The organism is Streptomyces sp. NPDC044002 (assembly GCF_056434525.1).
The window spans coordinates 135,551-155,710 of the sequence record NZ_JBWKEZ010000010.1 but is presented as its reverse complement, the minus strand read 5'-3'; the positions used below and the strand labels follow the sequence as shown (position 1 = coordinate 155,710).

Annotated in this window: 16 protein-coding genes and 1 riboswitch; of the genes, 7 read left to right on the top strand and 9 right to left on the bottom strand. The window is 73.4% G+C overall.

Going from position 1 to position 20,160, the window contains the following annotated elements; all coding sequences use genetic code 11:
• Positions 1-192 precede the first annotated feature (192 nt).
• A complete protein-coding gene (locus tag AC07A6_RS10890) occupies positions 193-1,413 on the top strand; it encodes a M4 family metallopeptidase (RefSeq protein WP_478776883.1) in 1,221 nt (406 codons plus the stop codon).
• A gap of 2 nt (positions 1,414-1,415) precedes the next feature.
• The gene (locus tag AC07A6_RS10885; RefSeq protein ID WP_478776904.1) at positions 1,416-1,718 is read left to right on the top strand and encodes a protealysin inhibitor emfourin; all 303 of its coding nucleotides are present in this window, start codon (positions 1,416-1,418) and stop codon (positions 1,716-1,718) included.
• Between the two features lie 20 nt (positions 1,719-1,738).
• On the opposite strand, the gene xdhC is transcribed toward AC07A6_RS10885, so the two are convergent.
• The 4 genes from xdhC to AC07A6_RS10865 form a co-directional block, all read right to left on the bottom strand.
• Positions 1,739-2,548 (bottom strand): xanthine dehydrogenase accessory protein XdhC, encoded by an 810-nt coding sequence (gene xdhC, locus AC07A6_RS10880; RefSeq protein ID WP_362469803.1) that lies wholly within the window; start codon positions 2,546-2,548, stop codon positions 1,739-1,741.
• Between the two features lies 1 nt (position 2,549).
• Positions 2,550-4,931 carry a xanthine dehydrogenase molybdopterin binding subunit gene (xdhB, locus tag AC07A6_RS10875; RefSeq protein WP_478776882.1) on the bottom strand — a complete coding sequence of 794 codons (2,382 nt, stop codon included), beginning with the start codon at positions 4,929-4,931 and terminating at the stop codon, positions 2,550-2,552.
• Positions 4,928-6,394: a xanthine dehydrogenase small subunit gene (locus AC07A6_RS10870; protein WP_478776881.1), complete on the bottom strand. Its 1,467-nt coding sequence runs from the start codon at positions 6,392-6,394 to the stop codon at positions 4,928-4,930. The genes xdhB and AC07A6_RS10870 overlap by 4 nt, the downstream gene beginning before the upstream one ends.
• A 396-nt stretch (positions 6,395-6,790) precedes the next feature.
• Positions 6,791-7,060: a hypothetical protein gene (locus tag AC07A6_RS10865; protein ID WP_478776880.1), complete on the bottom strand. Its 270-nt coding sequence runs from the start codon at positions 7,058-7,060 to the stop codon at positions 6,791-6,793.
• Between the two features lie 349 nt (positions 7,061-7,409).
• On the opposite strand from AC07A6_RS10865, the gene AC07A6_RS10860 reads away from it, so the two are divergent.
• On the top strand, positions 7,410-8,837 hold the full coding sequence (locus AC07A6_RS10860; RefSeq protein WP_478776879.1) for an amidohydrolase family protein: 1,428 nt from the start codon (positions 7,410-7,412) through the stop codon (positions 8,835-8,837).
• Between the two features lie 20 nt (positions 8,838-8,857).
• Here the strand turns inward: AC07A6_RS10860 and AC07A6_RS10855 are convergent, their stop codons facing one another.
• Positions 8,858-10,102 (bottom strand): FAD-dependent oxidoreductase, encoded by a 1,245-nt coding sequence (locus AC07A6_RS10855; protein WP_478776878.1) that lies wholly within the window; start codon positions 10,100-10,102, stop codon positions 8,858-8,860.
• Between the two features lie 383 nt (positions 10,103-10,485).
• Here AC07A6_RS10855 and AC07A6_RS10850 point away from each other — a divergent pair, with 383 nt between their 5' ends.
• Complete coding sequence (locus AC07A6_RS10850) at positions 10,486-10,704, top strand: hypothetical protein (protein ID WP_362469723.1); 219 nt, start codon at positions 10,486-10,488, stop codon at positions 10,702-10,704.
• A gap of 79 nt (positions 10,705-10,783) precedes the next feature.
• Here the strand turns inward: AC07A6_RS10850 and AC07A6_RS10845 are convergent, their stop codons facing one another.
• Positions 10,784-11,536, bottom strand: a complete 753-nt coding sequence (locus tag AC07A6_RS10845) for a DJ-1/PfpI family protein (RefSeq protein ID WP_362469720.1) — start codon at positions 11,534-11,536, stop codon at positions 10,784-10,786.
• A gap of 217 nt (positions 11,537-11,753) precedes the next feature.
• Positions 11,754-13,046, bottom strand: a complete 1,293-nt coding sequence (aceA, locus tag AC07A6_RS10840; protein WP_478776877.1) for an isocitrate lyase — start codon at positions 13,044-13,046, stop codon at positions 11,754-11,756.
• 345 nt (positions 13,047-13,391) lie between these two features.
• Between aceA and AC07A6_RS10835 the strand changes: the two genes are divergently transcribed.
• From AC07A6_RS10835 to AC07A6_RS10825, 3 genes are all read left to right on the top strand, one after another.
• Positions 13,392-14,798 (top strand): short-chain fatty acyl-CoA regulator family protein, encoded by a 1,407-nt coding sequence (locus AC07A6_RS10835; RefSeq protein ID WP_478776876.1) that lies wholly within the window; start codon positions 13,392-13,394, stop codon positions 14,796-14,798.
• 272 nt (positions 14,799-15,070) lie between these two features.
• Positions 15,071-15,298 (top strand): CbtB domain-containing protein, encoded by a 228-nt coding sequence (locus tag AC07A6_RS10830; RefSeq protein ID WP_362470186.1) that lies wholly within the window; start codon positions 15,071-15,073, stop codon positions 15,296-15,298.
• A gap of 12 nt (positions 15,299-15,310) precedes the next feature.
• Positions 15,311-16,138, top strand: a complete 828-nt coding sequence (locus tag AC07A6_RS10825) for a CbtA family protein (RefSeq protein ID WP_478776875.1) — start codon at positions 15,311-15,313, stop codon at positions 16,136-16,138.
• Positions 16,139-16,210: 72 nt separating this feature from the next.
• Here AC07A6_RS10825 and metE read toward each other — a convergent pair whose 3' ends face one another.
• Positions 16,211-18,535, bottom strand: a complete 2,325-nt coding sequence (metE, locus tag AC07A6_RS10820; protein ID WP_478776874.1) for a 5-methyltetrahydropteroyltriglutamate--homocysteine S-methyltransferase — start codon at positions 18,533-18,535, stop codon at positions 16,211-16,213.
• Between the two features lie 177 nt (positions 18,536-18,712).
• Positions 18,713-18,913, bottom strand: a riboswitch (cobalamin riboswitch).
• Positions 18,914-18,939: 26 nt separating this feature from the next.
• Positions 18,940-20,145: an MFS transporter gene (locus tag AC07A6_RS10815; protein WP_478776873.1), complete on the bottom strand. Its 1,206-nt coding sequence runs from the start codon at positions 20,143-20,145 to the stop codon at positions 18,940-18,942.
• Positions 20,146-20,160 lie beyond the last annotated feature (15 nt).

Below are 20,160 nucleotides of genomic sequence, written 5' to 3'. Positions count from 1 at the left end.
CCGCTACGGGCGGCAGGAGACTGGTGTTGTCAGCGTGGCCCCGCCGCGGGAATCAGGGCTGGTCGGCGCCAACGCTTCGACCACCCCTGGCCAGTTGGAAGTCAAGGGGCCCCTGTGCGTTCCGGTATCTCAAATCCTGCGGCGAAGACGATGAACAGTCAACCGTTGGTCCTCTCACTCAGGAGGTGCCCCATGAGCAGGACCCGACCGATCAACTGCATCATCCCGCCGTACATCCTCGAAAAGCTCATGGAGAACGGGGACGGCGAGGTCCGACAGGCGGCGTTGGACACTCTGCTGACCACCGCTCGCCTGCGGGGCGAGCGGTCCGTCCGCCGGGGTCTCTCCGGCCTGTCCGCCGCGCCCGGCAACTCCCGGCGTACCGTCTTCGACTGCGAGCACAGCGAAGACCTCTCCGACGCGGTCGTGGCCAGGTCGGAGGACGGACCGGAGTCCTCGGACGAGGCCGTGAACCGGGCGTTCGACGCGCTCGGCCTGACCCGGGACTTCTACAAGGAGGTGTACCAGCGCAATTCGATCGACGACCACGGGATGCGCCTCAACGGGTTCGTCCACTACGGCGTGAGGATCAACAACGCGTTCTGGGACGGCAGTGAGATGCTCTTCGGCGACGGGGACGGGGTCGAGTTCAGCAACCTCACCGGGTCCCTCGACGTGGTCGGCCACGAGCTGGCGCACGGGGTCACCGAGCACACCTCGAACTTCGAGTACCACAACCAGTCCGGGGCCCTGAACGAGTCGCTCTCCGACGTCTTCGGCTCGCTGGTCAAGCAGTGGTCGATGAAGCAGACGGTGGAGGAGGCCGACTGGCTGATCGGCGCCGACGTGTGGACCCCCGGTATCGCGGGCGACGCCCTGCGGTCCATGAAGGCCCCGGGAACGGCGTACGACAACCCGCTCGTCGGGAAGGACCCGCAGCCGGACCGGATGAGCAGGTTCGTCCACCTGCCCGACACCCCGAGAGGGGACAACGGCGGAGTGCACTACAACTCCGGCATTCCGAACAAGGCGTTCTACGCGACGGCCATGGGGATCGGCGGCTTCGGCTGGGAGCACAGCGGCAGGCTGTGGTACGAGGCGCTCAGGGCCTCCCGCCCCCGGGACAAGTTCCAGGACTTCGCGGACATGACCTTCCAGCAGGCCGGCAGGCTGTTCGGCGTCGGCAGCCCCGAGCAGGCGGCCGTGGTGGCGGGCTGGCACGAGGTGGAGATCCAGATCACCGGAGTCCCGCCGGGGCTCACCCAGCCGCGGTCGTTCGCGGTCAACGGGCACGGCGGCGCGGGCCGTGAGGCCGATCTGGCGGCCTTGACCAGGCAGATCGCCACGCTCAGCGACAAGGTGACGGGGCTGGCCAAGGAAGTGGCCACCCTCAAGGTGAAGGGCTCCAGGTGACGATGAAGGTCACCCTGGAGTCGTACGGCGGGCTGGCGGCGGCCGCGGGCCTGCGCCGGCCCGCCGATGTGCTGGACTCGGCCGCCCTGCCCGAGGACGCCGCGGCCGAGCTGGAACGGCTGGTGGCCGCGGCCGTGGCGGCGCCCCCGCCGGAGGATTCCGGCCGCGCCAGGGACGCGAAGGGCTACACCATCACGGTGGAGGACGGCGGCCGCTCGACGGTCCTCGAACAGTCGGACGCCGCCATGTCCCCCGCCTTCGCGGCCCTGCTCGCCTGGCTCCGGGACCGCTTCGAGCCAGGCTGACCGCTTCGCGCCGGGCTGACTCAGCCGCCGTCCCGTTCGAAGGTCCGGAGCAGGTCCGCCGCGACGCCGACCGCGATGACCGCCGGCTCCTTGCCGGTGATCTCGGTCATCCCGATCGGGGTCTTGATCCGGTCGATGGCGGCCGCGTCGTGGCCGCCCTCGACCGCCAGGCGGCTGCGGAAACGCGCCCACTTGGCGGCCGAGCCGATCAGCCCGATCGAGCCGAGACCGGGGGTGCGCAGGGCGGCGTCGCACAGGGCGGCGTCCTCCGCGTGGTCGTGCGTCATGATCAGGACGTGCGTGCCGGGCGCCAGCTCCCCGAGCACCTCCTCCGGCAACAGCGGGACGTGGTGCACGTGGACCTGTGCCACCGCGTCCGCGAGCACCGAGAGCCGCTCGTCCGTGAGCTGGTCGGGGCGGGTGTCGACGAGGTGCAGGTCGAGGTCGTGGCGGGCCAGGATCCGCGCCAGCTCCATGCCGACGTGCCCGACGCCGAAGACCGCCACCGCCGGTACCACCGGCAGCGGTTCGAGCAGGACGCTGACCGCCCCGCCGCAGCACTGGACGCCGTGCGGGCCGGTGACCTTGTCGTTGAGGGCGAAGTCCATCAGCTCGGGCTCCGGATCCGGCGTGCCGATCACCTCGCGGGCCCGGTCGATCGCGACGGCCTCGATGTTGCCGCCGCCGATCGAGCCCCAGGTCGCGGTCCGTCCCACGACGAGTTTGGCGCCGGCCCTGCGGGGTGCGTGGCCGCGCACGGCCGCGACGGTCACGAGCGCGCCGGGTTCCCGGCGGGCCCGCAACCGCGCGACCGCAGCCACCCAGGTCATGTCAGACATTGCTCAAGACGCTCGCGTCGGCGGGGGTCCCGCTGACGCCGCGCGCGCCGCCGCGGCGGGCGGACTCGACCGCCCAGTACACCGCCTCCGGCGTCGCGGGCGAGGCGAGTTCCACACTGGCACCGGCGGGCCCGAACGCCGCCGCGGCCTGCCGCAGCGCCTCCCGCACCGAGAAGGCCAGCATCAGCGGGGGCTCGCCGACCGCCTTGGAGCCGTAGACCGCGCCCTCCTCGGTGGCGTTCTCCAGCAGGGTCACGTTGAACTCCTCGGGCATCTCCGAGAAGCTCGGCAGCTTGTAGGTGCTGGCCGCCTGGGTCAGCAGCCGGCCGCGGGCGGGCCCGTCACCGGTGTCCCAGCGCATGTCCTCCAGGGTCAGCCAGCCCGCGCCCTGGACGAAGCCGCCCTCGACCTGGCCGATGTCGATCATCGGGGACAGGCTGTCGCCGACGTCGTGCACGATGTCCACCCGCCGGATGCGGTACGCGCCGGTGAAGCCGTCCACCTCCACCTCGGCCGCCGCGGCGCCGTGGGAGAAGTACTTGAACGGGGAGCCCCGGAAGGACTTCGCGTCCCAGTGCAGGCCCTCGGTCCGGTAGAAGCCGGCCGCCGACAGCTGGACCCGCTGGAAGTACGCGGTGCGCACCAGGTCGTCCCAGGCCAGCTCCTTGTCCCCGCCGACGACGCGCGCGACGCCGTCGACGATGCGGACGTCGGAGGCGTTCGCGCCCAGCTGGGTGGCGGCGACCTGGAGGAGCCGTGCGCGCAGCTGCTCGCAGGCGTTCTTCACGGCCGCGCCGTTGAGGTCGGCGCCGGCGCTGGCCGCGGTGGCGGAGCTGTTGGGCACCTTGTCGGTCCGCGTCGGCGCGAGGCGCACCTTGTGCAGCGGGATGCCGAGGGAGGTCGCGGCCACCTGGATCATCTTGGTGTGCAGGCCCTGGCCCATCTCGGTGCCGCCGTGGTTGATCAGGACCGAGCCGTCCTTGTAGATCAGCACCAGTGCGCCGCCCTGGTTGAAGGCGGTGAGGTTGAAGGAGATGCCGAACTTGACGCCGGTCAGCGCGAGGGCCCGCTTGGTGTGCGGGTGGGCGGCGTTGAAGGTAGCGATCTCGCGTTCGCGGTCGGCGAGGCGACCGTTCTCCTTGACCTGCTCCCAGACGGCGGAGATCCGTTCGGGCTGCCTGACCTGCTGCCCGTAGGGGGTGGACTGGCCTGGCCGGTAGAAGTTCCGTTCGCGCAGTTCCCTGGGGTCGAGGCCGAGGAGCGGGGCGCAGCGGCCCATGATGTCCTCGATCACGAGCATGCCCTGGGGGCCGCCGAAGCCGCGGAAGGCGGTGTTGGAGACCTTGTTGGTCTTCGCGATGCGGCCGCGGACGTGCGCGTTGGGGATCCAGTAGGTGTTGTCGATGTGGCAGAGCGCGCGGGCCACGACCGGTTCGGAGAGGTCCAGGCTCCAGCCGCCGTCGGCGGTCAGGGTGGCGTCCAGGGCCTGGATGCGGCCCTCGGCGTCGAAGCCGATCTTCCACTCGGCGTGGAAGCCGTGGCGCTTGCCCGACATGGTCAGGTCCTGGGTCCGGTTGAGGCGCAGCCGCACCGGCCTGCCGGTCAGCTTGGCGCCGAGGGCGGCGACGGCCGCGAACCCGTGGGGCTGCATCTCCTTGCCGCCGAAGCCGCCGCCCATCCGCAGGCACTGCACGGTGACTTCGTGGCTGTGCAGGCCGAGTACGTGGGCGACGATCTCCTGCGTCTCCGAGGGGTGCTGGGTGCTGCTCTGGACGAACACCTGCTCGGCCTCGTCGACATGGGCGAGTGCGGCGTGGGTCTCCAGGTAGAAGTGCTCCTGGTCGGAGAAGCGGAACTCGCCGGTGAAGACGTGGGCGGAGTCGGCGAAGCCCGCTTCGACGTCGCCGGTCAGCATCTCCGGCCGGGCGCCGTGGAAGCTGCCGGCGGCGATGGCCTCCTCCAGGGTGACCACGGAGGGCTGTTCGTCGAGTTCCACCTCGACGGCCGCGGCGCCGAGCCGGGCCGCTTCCAGGGTCTCGCCGAGCACCCAGGCCACGGCGTGGCCGTGGAACTGGACCTCGTCGGGGAAGAGCGGTTCGTCGTGCTTCATGCCGGCGTCGTTGACGCCGGGCACGTCGGCGCCGGTGAGCACGCGGACCACGCCGGGGACGGCGAGGGCGGGTCCGGTGCGCAGGGCGGTGATCCGACCGCGGGCCTTCATGACCTGGACCGGGTGGGCGTGCAGGACGTCCTTGGTGCGGTGGACCAGGTCGTCGGTGTAGAGCGCGGCGCCGGTGACGTGCAGGGCCGCGCTCTCGTGCGGCAGCGGGAGGCCGACCGCGGGCTTCTCGGGGCGTTCGGACAGTTGGCTCATGACGGCACCGCCTCGGTGGTCTGTGCGTACAGCTTCAGCAGGCTCTGGCCGAGCATCGCGGAGCGGTACTCGGCGCTGGCGCGGTGGTCGTCCATCGGGGTGCCCTGGGCCCGCAGGATCCCGGCGGCGGCCTCGGCGGTCTCCGCCGTCCAGGGCCGGCCCTCCAGGGCCGCCTCGGTGGCGAGGGCGCGGATCGGGGTGGCGGCCACGCCGCCCAGGCCGATGCGCGCCTTGCGGACGACGCCGTCCTCGATGTCGAGGGCGAAGGCGACGGCGACGCTGGAGATGTCGTCGAAGCGCCGCTTGGCGATCTTGTGGAAGGCGGTGACGGGTGACAGGGGCAGCGGGACGCGCACCGCGCGGATCAGCTCGCCAGGCCGGCGGACGCTCTGCCGGTAGCCGGTGAAGTAGTCGGCGAGGGGGACCTCCCGCTCGCCGTCGGCGTCGGCGAGGAGCACCGACGCCTCCAGCGCGAGCAGTACCGGCGGGCTGTCGCCGATGGGCGAGCCGGTGCCCAGGTTGCCGCCGAGGGTGGCGCTGTTGCGGATGAGGCGGGAGGCGAACTGCGGGAAGAGTTCCGCGAGCAGGGGGACGGTGCCGTCGAGGCGGCGTTCGATCTCGGTGAGGGTCTGGGCCGCGCCGATGACGACGGAGTCGGCTTCGACGCGCAGTTCGCGGAGTTCGGGGAGCCGGTCGACGGCGACGACGCAGCCGGCGCGGCGGGCGCGGATGTTGACCTCGACGCCCCAGTCGGTGCTGCCGGCGACGACGACCGCGTCGGGCCGGTCGCGCAGCAGCCGCAGGGTCTCGGCGAGGGTGCCGGGGCGCAGGAACTCGCTGTCGTCCAGGGCGTATTCGGTGGCGGCCGGGGCGGGCGGGGACTGTTCGCGGCGCAGGGCGAGCGGGTCGTCCCCGGCGGGGGTGCCGACGGCGTACGCGGCGTCGCGGATGGGCCGGTAGCCGGTACAGCGGCACAGGTTGCCGCTGAGCGAGTGCAGGTCGAAGCCGTTCGGGCCGTGCTCGGGGTCGGCTTCGGCGGCCGGTTCCGGGTGGGCGCAGCGGCCGGGCCGGTAGTACTCGGCGGCCATGCTGCAGATGAACCCCGGTGTGCAGTAGCCGCATTGGGAGCCGCCGCGGACCGCCATCTCCTCCTGGACGGGGTGCAGCGTGGGCGGGGTGCCGGGGGCGCCGGGGGTGGCGAGGCCTTCGGAGGTGACGACCTCCTGCCCGTCGAGCGCCGCGACCGGGACCAGGCAGGCGTTGACCGCCACCCAGTCGGTGGGCTTGTCGACGCCGGGCCGGGCCACGAGGACGGAGCAGGCGCCGCATTCGCCTTCGGCGCAGCCCTCCTTGGTGCCGGTGAGGCCGCGCTCGCGCAGGAAGTCGAGCACCGTGGTGTGGGGCGTCGCGGGCGCGATCGGGGTTTCTTTCCCGTTGACGGTGATCCGTGCCGCCGCTACCACGGCCGGTCCTCGCTTCGGTGCGCGGTGGAGCTGATCGTCCTAGTCGCCATTTTTCAGGAGCCTTCTGTTTCGGTGGCGCGGCCGGAGAACCCGGAGAGCGCACATGAGCGCGCGACGGCGCGCCTCAGGCGGTGACAGAGAATCGAAAAAGGAGCCGGGGCCGCAATGGGGCACGCCGGTGGGGAGGGGCTGTTCAGCAGCCGTGTGCTACGCGGCCCGGAGCCCAGGCGACCTGGTGAGCGAGGCGAAGCGTTGCGGAGAGGGTCGACATCCGACTTCGCCTCCTTCCGTCAACTCACGAGCCGGTCCGGCAGAAGCTACGTTGCCGCAGGTCGATCGGTCAAGCCGCCGCGGACGGACCGCGCGGCGCCCTTCCGGACGGCTTCGCCGCGGGGTTCAGTCGGCCAGTTGGGCGATCCAGCCGTACGGGAGTTCCTCGCCGTCGACGGTGACGGCCTCGACGGCCCGGGTCTCGGGGTCGATCTCGGCCTGGATCCCTTCGCCCTCGTAGCGGGGGTAGCCGGAGACCCCGGTGGCGCCGGTGGCCTCGACCCGGGCGGTGCGCAGGACCGCGCCGTGGCCCTTGGCGTCCTGGGCGGCGCCGGGCGGGCCGGGGCGCAGGACGACGGTGTACCGGTCGGGGGCGGGGCGGGCGGCGGGAGTCATGGGGTCAGGCTAGTGACCGGGCCCGCCGCGGGCCCAGAGGCGCGGCCGGGGTCCGGGGCGCGGTCCTCCCGGGGGCCGGATCCCGGTCCTCCCCCGGGCCCGGATCCCGGTCCTCCCGGGGGCCGGATCCCGCTCCTCCCCCGGGCCCGGGTCCCGGTCCTCCCCGGGGACCGTGCGGTGGAAAAAGTTTTCCACCGGCGCCTATCGAATGCCCGTGCGGCGGGAATGCTGCGGGTAATCTCCCGCCCCGGCCCGGCGCCCCGTCCCGGTGTCGCCCCGTCCCAGCGTCCCGATCCAGCACCCCGCCCGGGCGGGCCTTCCGTTCTGAGCCCTCGGGAGGCACCACGCCATGCATTCAGCCCCCACGAAGCCCTCGGCCCCCAGCCGCCGCGACCTCCTCGCCGGCCTCGGCCTGGCCGCAGCGGCCCCGCTCGTCCTCGGCGCCGCACCCCGCCGCACACCCCGCGACCAGCCCTCCCGGCCCGCCGTCCAGGGCGGCCGTACGGTCCTGCTCCGCGGGGCCTCCCTGGTGCTCACCATGGACCCCGCCCTCGGCAGCGGCCCCCTCGGCGCCGTCGCGAACGCGGACGTGCTGATGCGGGACGGCGCCGTCGCCGCCGTCGGCCCGGCGCTGCGGACACCGCCCGGCACCTGGGTGGTGGAGGTCCCGGGCAGGCTGGTGATGCCCGGGTTCGTCGACACCCACAACCACCTCTGGCAGGCGGCGATCCGGGGCGGGTGTACCGACCGGGACCTGTTCGGGTGGTTCCGGGGGTGTACCGACCCCCAGCGCGGCCGCCTGACCCCGGCGGCCCTCCACAGCATCGTGCGGCTCGCCGCCCTGGACGCCGTCCACTCGGGCGTGACGACGGTGGTCGACTGGGTGGACATCTTCTCGTACGACCTCATCGAGAGCTACGTACGGGCGCTGGCCGGCACCGGGCTGCGGTTCACGTACGCCATGTACCCGCCGGCACCGGACGGGGTCCTGCTCACGAAGGTGAAGCGGGAGCTCGTCGACCCGGTGCCGCTGGCGTCCTTCCAGGTCGCCACGCACGCGGCGCGGGCCGCCGAGTCCCACAACCGGGCCCACTGGGAGGCCGCCCAGGAGCTGGGGGTGATGCTCAACTCCCATGTCCTGGAACGGCCCGAGCAGCGCGCCGACGACCCCGTCGGGGTGCTCACCGACATCGGCGCGATGGGCCCGCGGCTGCTGATCAACCACGCCGTCCACCTGACGGACGCGGAGATCGCCGCCGTCGCCGAGCACGACGTACGCGCGGCCCACTGCCCGCTCAGCAACATGCGGCTGGCCTCCGGCATCATGCGGCTGTCCGACCTGGCGGGCAGGGGCGTCAAGGTCGGACTCGGCCTGGACGGCGGAACCAACGACAGTTCCGACTTCCACGCGCTGATGAAGGCCGCCGTCGGACTCCAGCGCGTCCGCACGACCCGGGCGGGGGTCTTCCCGCAGGTGCCCGACGTGCTGCGGATGGCCACCCTGGGCGGCGCCGAGGTGCTCGGCGTCGCGGACCGGGTGGGCTCCCTGACCCCCGGCAAACGGGCCGACGTCGTGGTCGTCGACCCGGCCGCGCTGAACTTCGCCCCGCGCTTCGACTGGGTCGGGCAGATCGTCTTCAACGGGCGGCCCGAGAACGTGGAAGCCGTGTTCGTGGACGGGCGCGCGCTCAAGCTCGGCGGGCGGCTGGTCGACGTCGACACCCGGCGCGTCGTACGGGAGGCCGAGGCGGCCGCCACGCTCCTGCGCACGGCCTGACACCCGCGGCCGGGCCCCCGTCAGCGCAGGGACTCCCGCGGGGGCCGTTCGCGCAGGGCGCCGTAGCCGATGAAGTAGGCCGGGACGCGGTTCAGCCAGCGGGACTCCGTGACCAGCTCCGTCAAGCGCTTCGCACGGCGGGGGTCGCCGAAGGCGGTCTCGCCGGCCAGGAGGGGTTCGATGACCTGGGCGTGGGCCAGGCGTTGGAGGCCCTGGGTCATCACCGTGGTGGGCCAGCGGCGCAGTTGTACGCGGCGGACGTCGTGCAGCCCCACCGTGCCCGCGCGCAGCGGCCGCACCAGGTGGCGGGCGGCGGCCACCGCGTCCTGGACGGCCAGGTTGATGCCGATGCCGAAGACGGGCGACATGGCGTGGGCGGCGTCGCCGATGCACAGCAGCCCGGGGCGGTGCCAGCGGCGCAGCCGGTCGAGCCGTACGTCGAGCAGTTTGACCTCGTCCCAGGAGGTGACGGCGCCGGCCCGGTCGGCCAGCCACGGCGCGGCGTCCGTGAAGCGGGTCATGAAGCGCTCCAGCCCCTCCGCGCGGCGTGCGGTGTCCGTGCCCTTGGGGATGAGGGCCGCGCACTGCCAGTAGTCGCCGCGGTCGATGAGGGCGGTGAAGAACCGGTCGCCCAGGGCGCCGACGAGCCCGCTGGGGTCGTCCTCGTCGCGCGGCAGGCGGAACCACCAGGCGTCCATGGGGCAGGGGAAGCCCTCCAGGCCGAGTTCCGGCAGGGCCCGGGCGAGCGAGCCCCGGCCGTCGCAGGCCACGGTGAGGGTGGCCCGCAGTTCGCCGGTGCGGCCGTCGGCGGTGCGGTAGCGGACGCCCGCGACCCGGCCGCGTTCGATGAGGAAGGAGGTCGCGCCGGTGTCCATGCGCAGCCGGAAGGAGGGTTCCTTGCGGGCTTCGTCGGCGAGCAGGTCGAGCAGGTCCCACTGGGGCACCATCGCGATGTAGTTGTACTTCCCGGGCAGTGCCGCGATGTTGCCCACGGTGACCAGGGACCGGTCCTGCCCGAGGGGCAGTTGGACCGAGGAGACCCGGCGCTGCGGCAGCCGGGCGAAGCGTTCCGCGAGGCCGATGTCGTCCAGCAGCGAGAGGGTCGAGGGGTGCACGGTGTCGCCGCGGAAGTCGCGCAGGAAGTCCCCGTGCTTCTCCAGCACCGTCACCTCCACCCCGGCCCGGGCCAGCAGCAGCGCCAGCACCATGCCGGCCGGCCCGCCCCCCACCACACAGCACGTCGTGCGTTCCTCGGCAGCAGCCACAGCAGCACCACACCCCTTCGCCTTCGCGGGATTTCCGGCGGGCCCGAGGAGACGTATACCGCACGGCGGCGGCCCGTCCGGCCGGTGACGCGCGCGGTTGCCCCCGTTCCCGAGGTGACGACCCACACGGAGGTGACTAGCATGGTCAGGAGACGGCCGCCATCGCGGGAACGGGCTTTTCGCCCGCGGTGATCCGAACGGCCCGGAGACAGTGCGGTCCAGCCCCCATGGGTCCGCGGCTCGAACAGCCGCGTTGACGGCGGACGCACCCTCCGCACATCCATCTCGCAAAGGCAGAAGGCAGAACTCCGTGCTGGACCGGAAGGAGGCCGAAGGCGTTTCGCGCCGCACGGGCGGCGCAGTGACGATGAAGGGTTCGAACCATGCGTGCACTGAGAGTCAAGCAGCTCTTCGCGGCGTCCGCGATCGGAGTCCTGATGGCGGGCGGCGCCGCCATCGGAGCAGCGGGTACGGCCTCGGCGGCGGTGCCCACCCACTCGGTCACCTACGTGACCGGCGGCGGTTGGGACGACGACGACGACCACGGCGGCTGGTACGACGACGATGACGACTGGGGCGGAGGGTACGGCGACGACTGCTGACGGGTGACTGCCCGCGGGGCTGTGCGGACCGCCGAGCCGACGGTCCGCGCAGTCCCCTGTCCGCGTGCGGGAGCGGGTGCTACCGGGACCACACGGTGCCGCGGGCCTCGTACTCGAGCATGGCCTCGACGGCGTTCGCCGTGTCCGGGCCGAGTTCACGGCGTACGAGCCACAGGGCGAGTTCCAGCCCCGAGGTGATGCCCCCCGCGGTGACCAGGTCCCCGTCGTCGACGACACGCGCGTTCTTCAGCACGCCGCCCTGCTGTTCGAGGTCCGGCCGTGCCTTGTGGTGGGTGGTGCAGGGCCGCCCGCGGGTGAGTCCCGCGGCGGAGAGCAGCATGACGCCCGTGCACAGGGCACCGACCGTCAGTCCGGCGCGGGGGGCCGCGCCCAGCGCGCGCGGGAGGGTGCCCCGGCGGATCTCGGCCCAGACGCCGGGGTCCTCGCGGCGGGCGTAGCCGCCGCCCGGTACAACGATCACGTCGGCCTCGTCCGGGGCCCAGCCGTGGTCGACGCGGACCCGGGTGCCGTACGCCGCCTGGACGGTTGCGGGGCGGGAGGCGGTGACGTAGCGGACCTCGACGGCCCGGTCGGTGAAGAAGCGGGCCGCGGAGAAGACCTCGTACGGGGCGGCGAAGTCGAGTTCCTCCACCCCGTCGAACATGACGACGTGCACGCGCAGGGGACCGTTCCCCTGCGCGGGCCGCCCGGCGGGAGCGGCTGCCGGGGCGGCCGCCGCCGCTGCCGCTCCGGCTCCGGTTCCGGTCAGTCCTGTGACGGCACCCGTGGCGCCGAGCGCGGTCGTCGCCCTGAGGAGGTTCCTTCGGTTCATTCGGTGCTCCAGCTCGTGTGTGTGGCGTCCGGGAAGGCAGTCGGACGCCACGGCCCCCCGGTTCCCGTACCGCAGGCGGTCAGGACGCGGAGAACGGCGGGGGGGGGGGGGGGGGGACCCCCCCCCCCCCCCCCCCCCCACCCCCCCCCCCCCCCCCCCCCCCCCCCCCCCGACCACACGCCGCCGGGCCCCTCAGCCCGGCCGCGCACCGGGTCCCTCAGTGGTCCCGGAACTGTTCCTCCTCGGTGGAGCCGGTGAGGGCGGTGGTGGAGGAGGTGGGGTTGACGGCCGTGGAGACCAGGTCGAAGTAGCCGGTGCCGACCTCGCGCTGGTGCCTGACGGCGGTGAAGCCGTGCTTCTGGGCGGCGAACTCGCGCTCCTGGAGGTCGACGTAGGCGGTCATGCCGTGCTCGGCGTAGCCGCGGGCGAGGTCGAACATGCCGTGGTTGAGGGAGTGGAAGCCGGCCAGGGTGATGAACTGGAACTTGTAACCCATGGCGCCGAGTTCGCGCTGGAACTTGGCGATCTGGTCGTCGTCCAGCGCGGCCTTCCAGTTGAAGGAGGGCGAGCAGTTGTACGCGAGCATCTGGTCCGGGTGCTGCGCGTGGACCGCCTCGGCGAACTCGCGGGCCTGGGCCAGGTCGGGCGTACCGGTCTCGACCCAGATGAGGTCGGCGTACGGGGCGTAGGCCAGGCCTCGGGCGATGACGGGAGCCATGCCGTTCCGCACGCGGTAGAAGCCCTCCGCCGTGCGCTCCCCCGTGCAGAACCGCGCGTCGCGCTCGTCGACGTCGCTGGTCAGCAGGTTGGCGGCCAGGGCGTCCGTGCGGGCGATGATCAGGGTCGGGGTGTCGGCGATGTCGGCGGCGAGGCGGGCGGCGTTGAGGGTGCGGACGTGCTGGGAGGTGGGGACGAGGACCTTGCCGCCGAGGTGGCCGCACTTCTTCTCGGAGGCGAGCTGGTCCTCGTAGTGGATGCCGGCCGCACCGGCCGCGATCATCGCCTTGGTGAGCTCGAAGGCGTTGAGCGGGCCGCCGAAGCCGGCCTCGGCGTCGGCGACGATCGGGGCGAGCCAGTCGGTCGTGTCGGCGCCGCCCTCGGCGGTGGCGATCTGGTCGGCGCGCAGCAGGGCGTTGTTGATCCGGCGGACCACCTGCGGAACGGAGTTGACCGGGTAGAGCGACTGGTCGGGGTAGGTGTGCCCGGCCTGGTTGGCGTCGGCGGCCACCTGCCAGCCGGACAGGTAGATCGCCTGGAGGCCCGCGCGCACCTGCTGGACGGCCTGGCCGCCGGTGAGCGCGCCGAGGGCGTGGACGTAGTCCAGCTCGTGCAGTTGCCGCCACAGCCGCTCGGCGCCGCGCCGGGCCAGGGTGTGCTCCTCCCTGATGCTGCCCGACAGCCGGACGACGTCCTCGGCGGTGTAGGTGCGTTCGATGCCCGCCCACCGCGGGTCCGTGGCCCACCGCCGCGCCAGCTGCTCGGCCGCCGCCGTCGTGTTCGTGTCTGCCATGACCGCCACCGTCTCCATGAGTCGCTTCCACCATCGGCACTGGGTGCCTTGAACGAGGGTCGCGGCCGCCGGCCCCGCCTGATCGCGGAGCTGAGCAATGATGCAGGCCGGCCGGGGCGGACGGTCGGGATCTCCGACGTCAAGGCATGAATCGTGCCCGAATCAGCCGCCTCGGCCGCCGGGGTCCGGCGGGCCGCAGGACCGACTCTGTCAGCGGCACGCAGTGCCATCAACTGGGTGCATCTGCCAAGTTCTGCGCATCTTTCCCCACTCATTTGCCAAGGTTGCGAAGGTCCACGACGGCGGATTCCCGCGTACTCTGGGACCCGGTCGAAAGGGGCTGGGGTGGGCAGGACGTACGCGGGGGCGCGGCTGCGGAGGCTGCGCGAGGAGCGCCGCATGACCCAGGCCGGACTGGCGCGCGTACTGGCCATCTCGCCCAGCTACCTGAACCAGATGGAGCACGACTCCCGGCCGCTCACCGTGCCGGTCCTGCTGCGTCTGACCGAGGCCTTCGGCGTCGATCCCGGATTCTTCTCCGAGCGCGACACGAGCCGTCTCGTCGCCGACCTCCGCGAGGCGCTCGCCGCCGAGGTCGCCGACGCCCGCGTCTCGCCGTCGGAACTGGCTGAGCTGGCCACCCGGATGCCGGGGGTCGCCTCCGTCCTGCTGGACCTCGGCCGGCGCGGCCAGCTCCTGGCCGAGCGGCTCGCGGAGACCGCGGGCGGCCGGGAGGGCGACGGGGCCGGCGCTCCTCGCTCACCGCACGAGGAGGTCCGCGAGTTCTTCTACCGCCGCCAGAACTACCTGCACGACACCGACCTCGCCGCCGAAGCGCTCGCGCGGGAGATCGGCGTCCGTCCCGGGGAGGTCGTACGCGTGCTCGCGGAGCGCCTTTCCGGCCGGCACGGGGTCCGCCTGTCCGACGCCACCGACCGGCTGCACCACTTCGACCGGCGGGCCCGGGTGCTGCACCTGTCCGGCCGGCTGCGGCCCGGCCAGCAGGCGTTCCGGATGGCCACCCAGCTCGCCCTGCTGGAACAGGGGGAGGAACTGGACCGGCTGGCCTCCGAGGACTTCGAGCAGGGCTCCCCCGCACACGGCCTGGCCCGGATCGGCATCGCCAACTACTTCGCCGCCGCGCTCGTCCTGCCGTACGGCGCCTTCCACGCGGCCGCCGAGGAGTACCGGTACGACATCGAGCGGCTCACCGGCCGCTTCGGCCTCGGCCACGAGACCGTCTGCCACCGCCTCAGCACCCTCCAGCGGCCGCGGCTGCGCGGGGTCCCGTTCTCCTTCGTCCGGGTGGACCGGGCGGGGAACCTGTCCAAGCGGCAGTCCGCCACCGGCTTCCACTTCTCCCGGGCCGGCGGCACCTGCCCGCTGTGGAACGTCTACGAGGCCTTCGCCGCTCCCGGCCGCATCCACGTCCAGGTCGCGGCGATGCCGGACGGGCAGCGGTACCTGTGGACCGCCCGCGCCGTCACCCGCCACCGCGGCGGCTGGGGCGAGCCCGGCAAGACCTTCGCCATCGGCCTCGGCTGCGAGGTCCGGCACGCGTCCCGGCTCGTCTACTCCGACGGCCTGGACCTCGCCGACGCCTCCGCGGACACCCCGATCGGCATGGGCTGCCGCCTCTGCGAACGCCTCGACTGCCCCCAGCGGGCGGTGCCGCCCCTCGGCCGGGCCCTCGCCGTCGACGAGAACAGCAGCACCTTCGTCCCGTACCCGGTCACCCCCGAGCGGAGCTGACCGCGGCCCCGCGCGCCGTCCCGCCCTCCGGGCACCCCGTGTGATCAGCGACTCATCCGCTTGGTGGGAAGGCCCGCGGGGTTGTAGCGTCACGGCGACATAAAGACATAGCGACGACGGCGAGACGGAAGTCCGGTGTGAATCCGGCATGGTCGCGCCACTGTGTGCTGCGTCGGCTCCCCTCCCCGGGGTGGCGGCGCGGCGAGTCAGACCCGAGGACCGTCGTACCGCACCACCACATGGGACGCGTTGTTCCCCGAGGAGGTTCCACCATGGCCGAGGCCCTCGCTTCCGCTGCCGTACCCGCCCCCGCCCTCTCGCCGTCCGCGCCGCTGCCCGTCAAGGCCGTGCTGCCCTGGGCGCTGTTCGTCGGCCTGCTGATGCTCGTGGCCCTGTACTTCGTCGGCGCGGAGCAGGGCGCCACCGCCGTGTTCTCCGGCGAGGGCGTCCACGAGTGGGTGCACGACGGCCGTCACCTGCTCGGCTTCCCCTGCCACTGAGAGGCGCGCACCATGTACGCCTCCACTGTCAGAGGTCTGCTGGTCCGCGGCATGCTCGCGGGCCTGATCGCCGGTCTGTTCGCCTTCGCCGTCGCCTACGTGGTCGGTGAGCCCCCGGTGCGGGGCTCCATCGCCGTCGAGGAGGCGGCGGCCGCCAAGGAAGCCGCTCCCGCGGCCGGCCACGCCGGTCACGGCGGCGGCGACGCCCCCGCCGCCGCGGAGGAAGAAGAACTCGTCAGCCGGCCCGTCCAGTCCACCGTCGGTCTCGCCACCGGCGTGCTGGTCTACGGGGTCGCGCTGGGCGGCATCGCCTCCCTCGCGTTCTCCTTCGCCCTGGGCCGCGTGGGCCGGTTCAGCCCCCGGGCCACGGCCGCCCTCACCGCCGGGGGCGCGTTCACGCTGGTCTACCTGGTGCCGTTCCTGAAGTACCCGGCGACCCCGCCGGCCGTCGGGAACCCGGACACCATCGGCCAGCGCACCACGCTGTTCTTCCTGATGATCCTGCTCAGCGTCCTGCTGGGCGTCGGCGCGATCGTCCTGGGCCGGCGCCTGGCGCCGCGCCTGGGCAACTGGAACGCGACCCTGGCGGCCGGGGCGGGCTTCGTCGTCGCCACCGGGCTGGCCTTCCTGGTGCTCCCGGACAACACCGACGCCGTCAAGGCCGAGTTCCCCGCGGCCCTGCTGTGGGACTTCCGGGTCGCCTCGGTGGCCGTCCAGCTCGTGCTGTGGGCCGTGTTCGGGATCGTCTTCGGGGTCCTCGCGCAGCGCCTGCCGGCCCTGCGCGCCGATGCCGCCGGTGCGGAGGCCGCGGCACCCCGCCCGGCGTCGGCCCTCGTCTGACCGCGCGCCGCGCACACCTTCGGAGCCCTGCCTCCCCGGACGTCCGGGAAGGCAGGGCTCCGTTCATGTGGGTCAGCCGCGTCCGCCGGTGAGGCCGGCGCGGACCTCACGGGCGGCGGCCACCAGGTTCTCCAGGGAGGCCCGGGTCTCCGCCCAGCCGCGGGTCTTCAGGCCGCAGTCGGGGTTGACCCACAGCCGCTCGGCCGGGACGGCCTCCAGGCCGGTGCGCAGCAGGCCGGCGGCGTCCCCGGCGCTCGGGACGCGCGGGGAGTGGATGTCCCAGACGCCGGGGCCGGCTTCGCGGAGGTAGCCGTGGGCGGCGAGTTCGCGGGCGACCTGCATGTGCGAGCGGGCGGCTTCCAGGCTGATGACGTCGGCGTCGAGGTCGTCGATGGCCTGGACGATGTCGCCGAACTCGGCGTAGCACATGTGGGTGTGGATCTGCGTGTCCGGCCGGACCCCGCTGGTGGTGAGCCGGAAGGACTCGGTGGCCCAGTCCAGGTAGGCCGCGTGGTCGGCGGCCCGCAGCGGGAGGGTCTCGCGCAGGGCGGGCTCGTCGACCTGGATCACCGGCGTGCCGGCCGCCTCCAGGTCGGCCACCTCGTCGCGCAGGGCGAGGGCCACTTGGCGGGCGGTGTCGCCGAGGGGCTGGTCGTCGCGTACGAAGGACCAGGCGAGCATGGTGACGGGGCCGGTCAGCATGCCCTTGACCGGCTTGGCCGTCAGGGACTGGGCGTAGGAGGTCCAGCGGACGGTCATCGGCTCGGGGCGGGAGATGTCGCCGGCCAGGACCGGGGGCCGGACGTAGCGGGTGCCGTAGGACTGCACCCATCCGTGCTGTGTGGCCAGGTAGCCGGTGAGCCGTTCGGCGAAGTACTGGACCATGTCGTTGCGTTCGGGTTCGCCGTGCACCAGGACGTCGAGGCCGGTCTTCTCCTGGAAGGCGACGACCTCCTCGATCTCGCCCTTGATGCGCGCCTCGTAGCCGGCGGTGTCGATCCGGCCGGCCCGCAGGTCCGCGCGGGCCGCCCGCAGCTCGTCGGTCTGCGGGAAGGAACCGATCGTGGTGGTCGGCAGCAGCGGCAGGCCCAGGCGGGCCCGTTGGGCGGCGGTGCGCTCGGCATAGGGCTGGGAGCGGCGGCCGTCGGCGTCGGTGATCGCCCGGGTGCGGTCCCGTACGGCCGGGTCGTGGGTGAGGGCGGATGCGGCGCGGGAGGCCAGGTCGGCCCGGTTCGCCGCGAGTTCGGCGGTGATGGCGTCCGTGCCCTGGGCCAGGCCGCGGGCCAGGACGGAGATCTCCCGGGTCTTCTGGCGGGCGAAGGCGAGCCAGCGGCGGACCTGCGTGTCGATGTCCCGCTCGGCGGAGGCGTCGAGCGGGACGTGCAGCAGGGAGCAGGAGGCGGCGACGTCAACCCGGTCGGCGAGGCCGAGGAGGGTACCGAGGGTGGTCAGGGACCTCTGGTAGTCGTTGATCCAGATGTTGCGGCCGTTGACCACGCCCGCGACGAGGCGCTTGCCGGGCAGGCCGCCCACGGAGGCCAGGTCGTCGAGGTTGGCCGCGCCGCTGTCGGTGAAGTCGAGCCCGAGGCCCTCGACCGGGGAGGCCGCGAGGATCCGGAGGGCGTCACCGAGCCTGCCGAAGTACGAGGCGACCAGCAGCCTGGAGCGGTCGGTCAGGGCGCCGAGCTCTCGGTACGCGCGGGCGGCGGCGTTCAGCTCCGCCGGGGTGCGGTCCTGCACGAGCGCGGGCTCGTCGAGCTGGACCCATTCCGCTCCGGCGGCCCGCAGGGCGGCGAGGACCTCCGCGTAGACGGGCAGCAGCCGGTCCAGCAGGGTGATCGGCTGGAAGTCGGGGGCCACGCCCGGGGCCGGCTTGGCCAGCAGCAGGTAGGTGACCGGCCCGACGAGGACCGGGCGGGCCGTGTGTCCGAGCGCGAGGGCCTCCCGCAGTTCGGCGACCTGCTTGCCGGGGTCCGCGGTGAAGACGGTGTCCGGGCCCAGTTCGGGGACCAGGTAGTGGTAGTTGGTGTCGAACCACTTGGTCATTTCCAGCGGGGCGACGTCCTGGGTGCCGCGCGCCATGGCGAAGTAGCCGTCGAGCGCGTCGGCCGCGACGGCCTCGCGGTGCCGGGCGGGGACGGCGCCGACCATGACGCTGGTGTCGAGCACGTGGTCGTAGTACGAGAAGTCACCGGTCGGGATCTCGGTGATACCGGCCTCGGCCAGCTGCTGCCAGTTCGAACGGCGCAGGCCGGCTGCGGTCTCCCGGAGGGCTTCGGCGCTGACGCGGCCCTTCCAATAGCCCTCGACGGCCTTCTTCAGTTCGCGGCTCTGGCCCTGGCGGGGGTAGCCGTACACGGTGGCTCGTGCTGCCGCGGCTGCGGGCTTCGCTGTCACGGAACTCTCCTTCGCGAGATGTGTCCAGGAACGTCCCGGCAACGGGACGCGGACGCGAAGGGAACGCCAGAGCGTACGGACCGCGCTGCGGGAATGCAGCGGGCGCCGCTCGCTGTGCACGCCGACCCGCCCACGAGGTCACCGGGATGTCCGTACGCGGAACGGTCCGCGTACGGGCAGCGGGCAGGTCTTCGGACTCGCGGGCACGCCTGCCGGTCTCCCGGCGGGCACCTACTGGCCGTCGCTTCCCAGGACCGTTGTCCGGTCCCAGTGCGTATGACGGCGGTCGTTCCCGCTCACCGCTGCGGGGCAGTCCCGGATTCCCACCGGGTTCCCTCTTACGACGCATCCCGCCTGGCGGACGGGGCGAACCAGCTGCACCGGCCACCCTAGCCGACGCGGCGTCAGGGGCGGTGCAGCCGGGGGGCCAGGGCTGCCATCGCCGCCATCAGCGCCGGCAGCACCAGCATCGCCCACCGCAGGGTCGTCGCCTCCGCGAGGGCGCCGATGACCGGGGGGCCCGCGAGGAAGCCGACGTAGCCGACGGCCGAGACGGCGGCGATGGAGGAGCCGGTGTGCCCGGGCCGCAGGCCGGCCGCGTGGGCGAAGACGAGGGGGATGACCGCGGCCATGCCCAGGCCGAGCAGGGTGTACCCGACGAAGCCCGCCGTGGTCGTCGCGTCGAGGATCGGGATCAGGGCGCCGGTGCCCGCGACCACGGCGCACAGGAAGGTGAAGCGGGCCGTGCCGAGGCGGGCGCGCAGCCGGTCGGCGGTGAGGCGGCCGACGACCATGCCCGCGGAGAAGACGGCGTACCCGAGGCCCGCGGCGCCCGCGGAGGCTCCGGTCTCCTCCTTCAGGTAGACGGCGCCCCAGTCGTTGACGACCCCCTCCCCCATCAGGGCGCAGAACGCCACGAGCCCGGGGATCCACAGGCCCGGACCGGGCAGGGCCAGCAGGGGGCCGGTCCTGGACGGGCCGCCGGTCCGCGGCGGTTCGGGGGCGAGGGCCGTGGCCGCCGTCCCCGCGACCGCCAGCAGTACGAGGGCGGTCACCGTGAAGTGGGCCCGGATGCCGACGCCGGCGGAGGCCGCGAGGCCGCCCGCCGTGGCGCCGGCGATGCCGCCGAGGCTGAACATGGCGTGGAAGCCGCCGAGCACGGGGCGCCCGTAGGCACGTTCGACCAGGACGCCCTGGGTGTTCATCGCGACGTCGACGGCCGTGTTGCCGCAGGCGAACACGGCCAGGGCCACCGTCAGCACCGCGAGGTCCGGGACGAACGGCAGGCTCGCGAGCGCGCCCAGGTAGGCGGCCATGCCGGTGCACAGGACCCTGCGGCTGCCGTACCTGGCCACCAGGCCGCCGACCAGCGGCAGCCCCGCGAAGGCGCCGCCGCTCAGGCCGACGAGGGCCACGGCCAGTTCCCCGGCGGACAGGTCCAGCCGGCTCTGGACGCCGGGTACCCGGGACGCCCAGGTGGCGAAGGCCGCCCCGGTGACGAAGAAGACCGCGCAGACGGCCAGCCGCATCGTCCGCGGGCGCGGACTGCGGGCGCGGGCGGGCGGCGCCGTGCGTCCGGCCGCCGTCCCGGGCTCGGGCTCGTTGCGCATCTGCGTCCGTCCCCT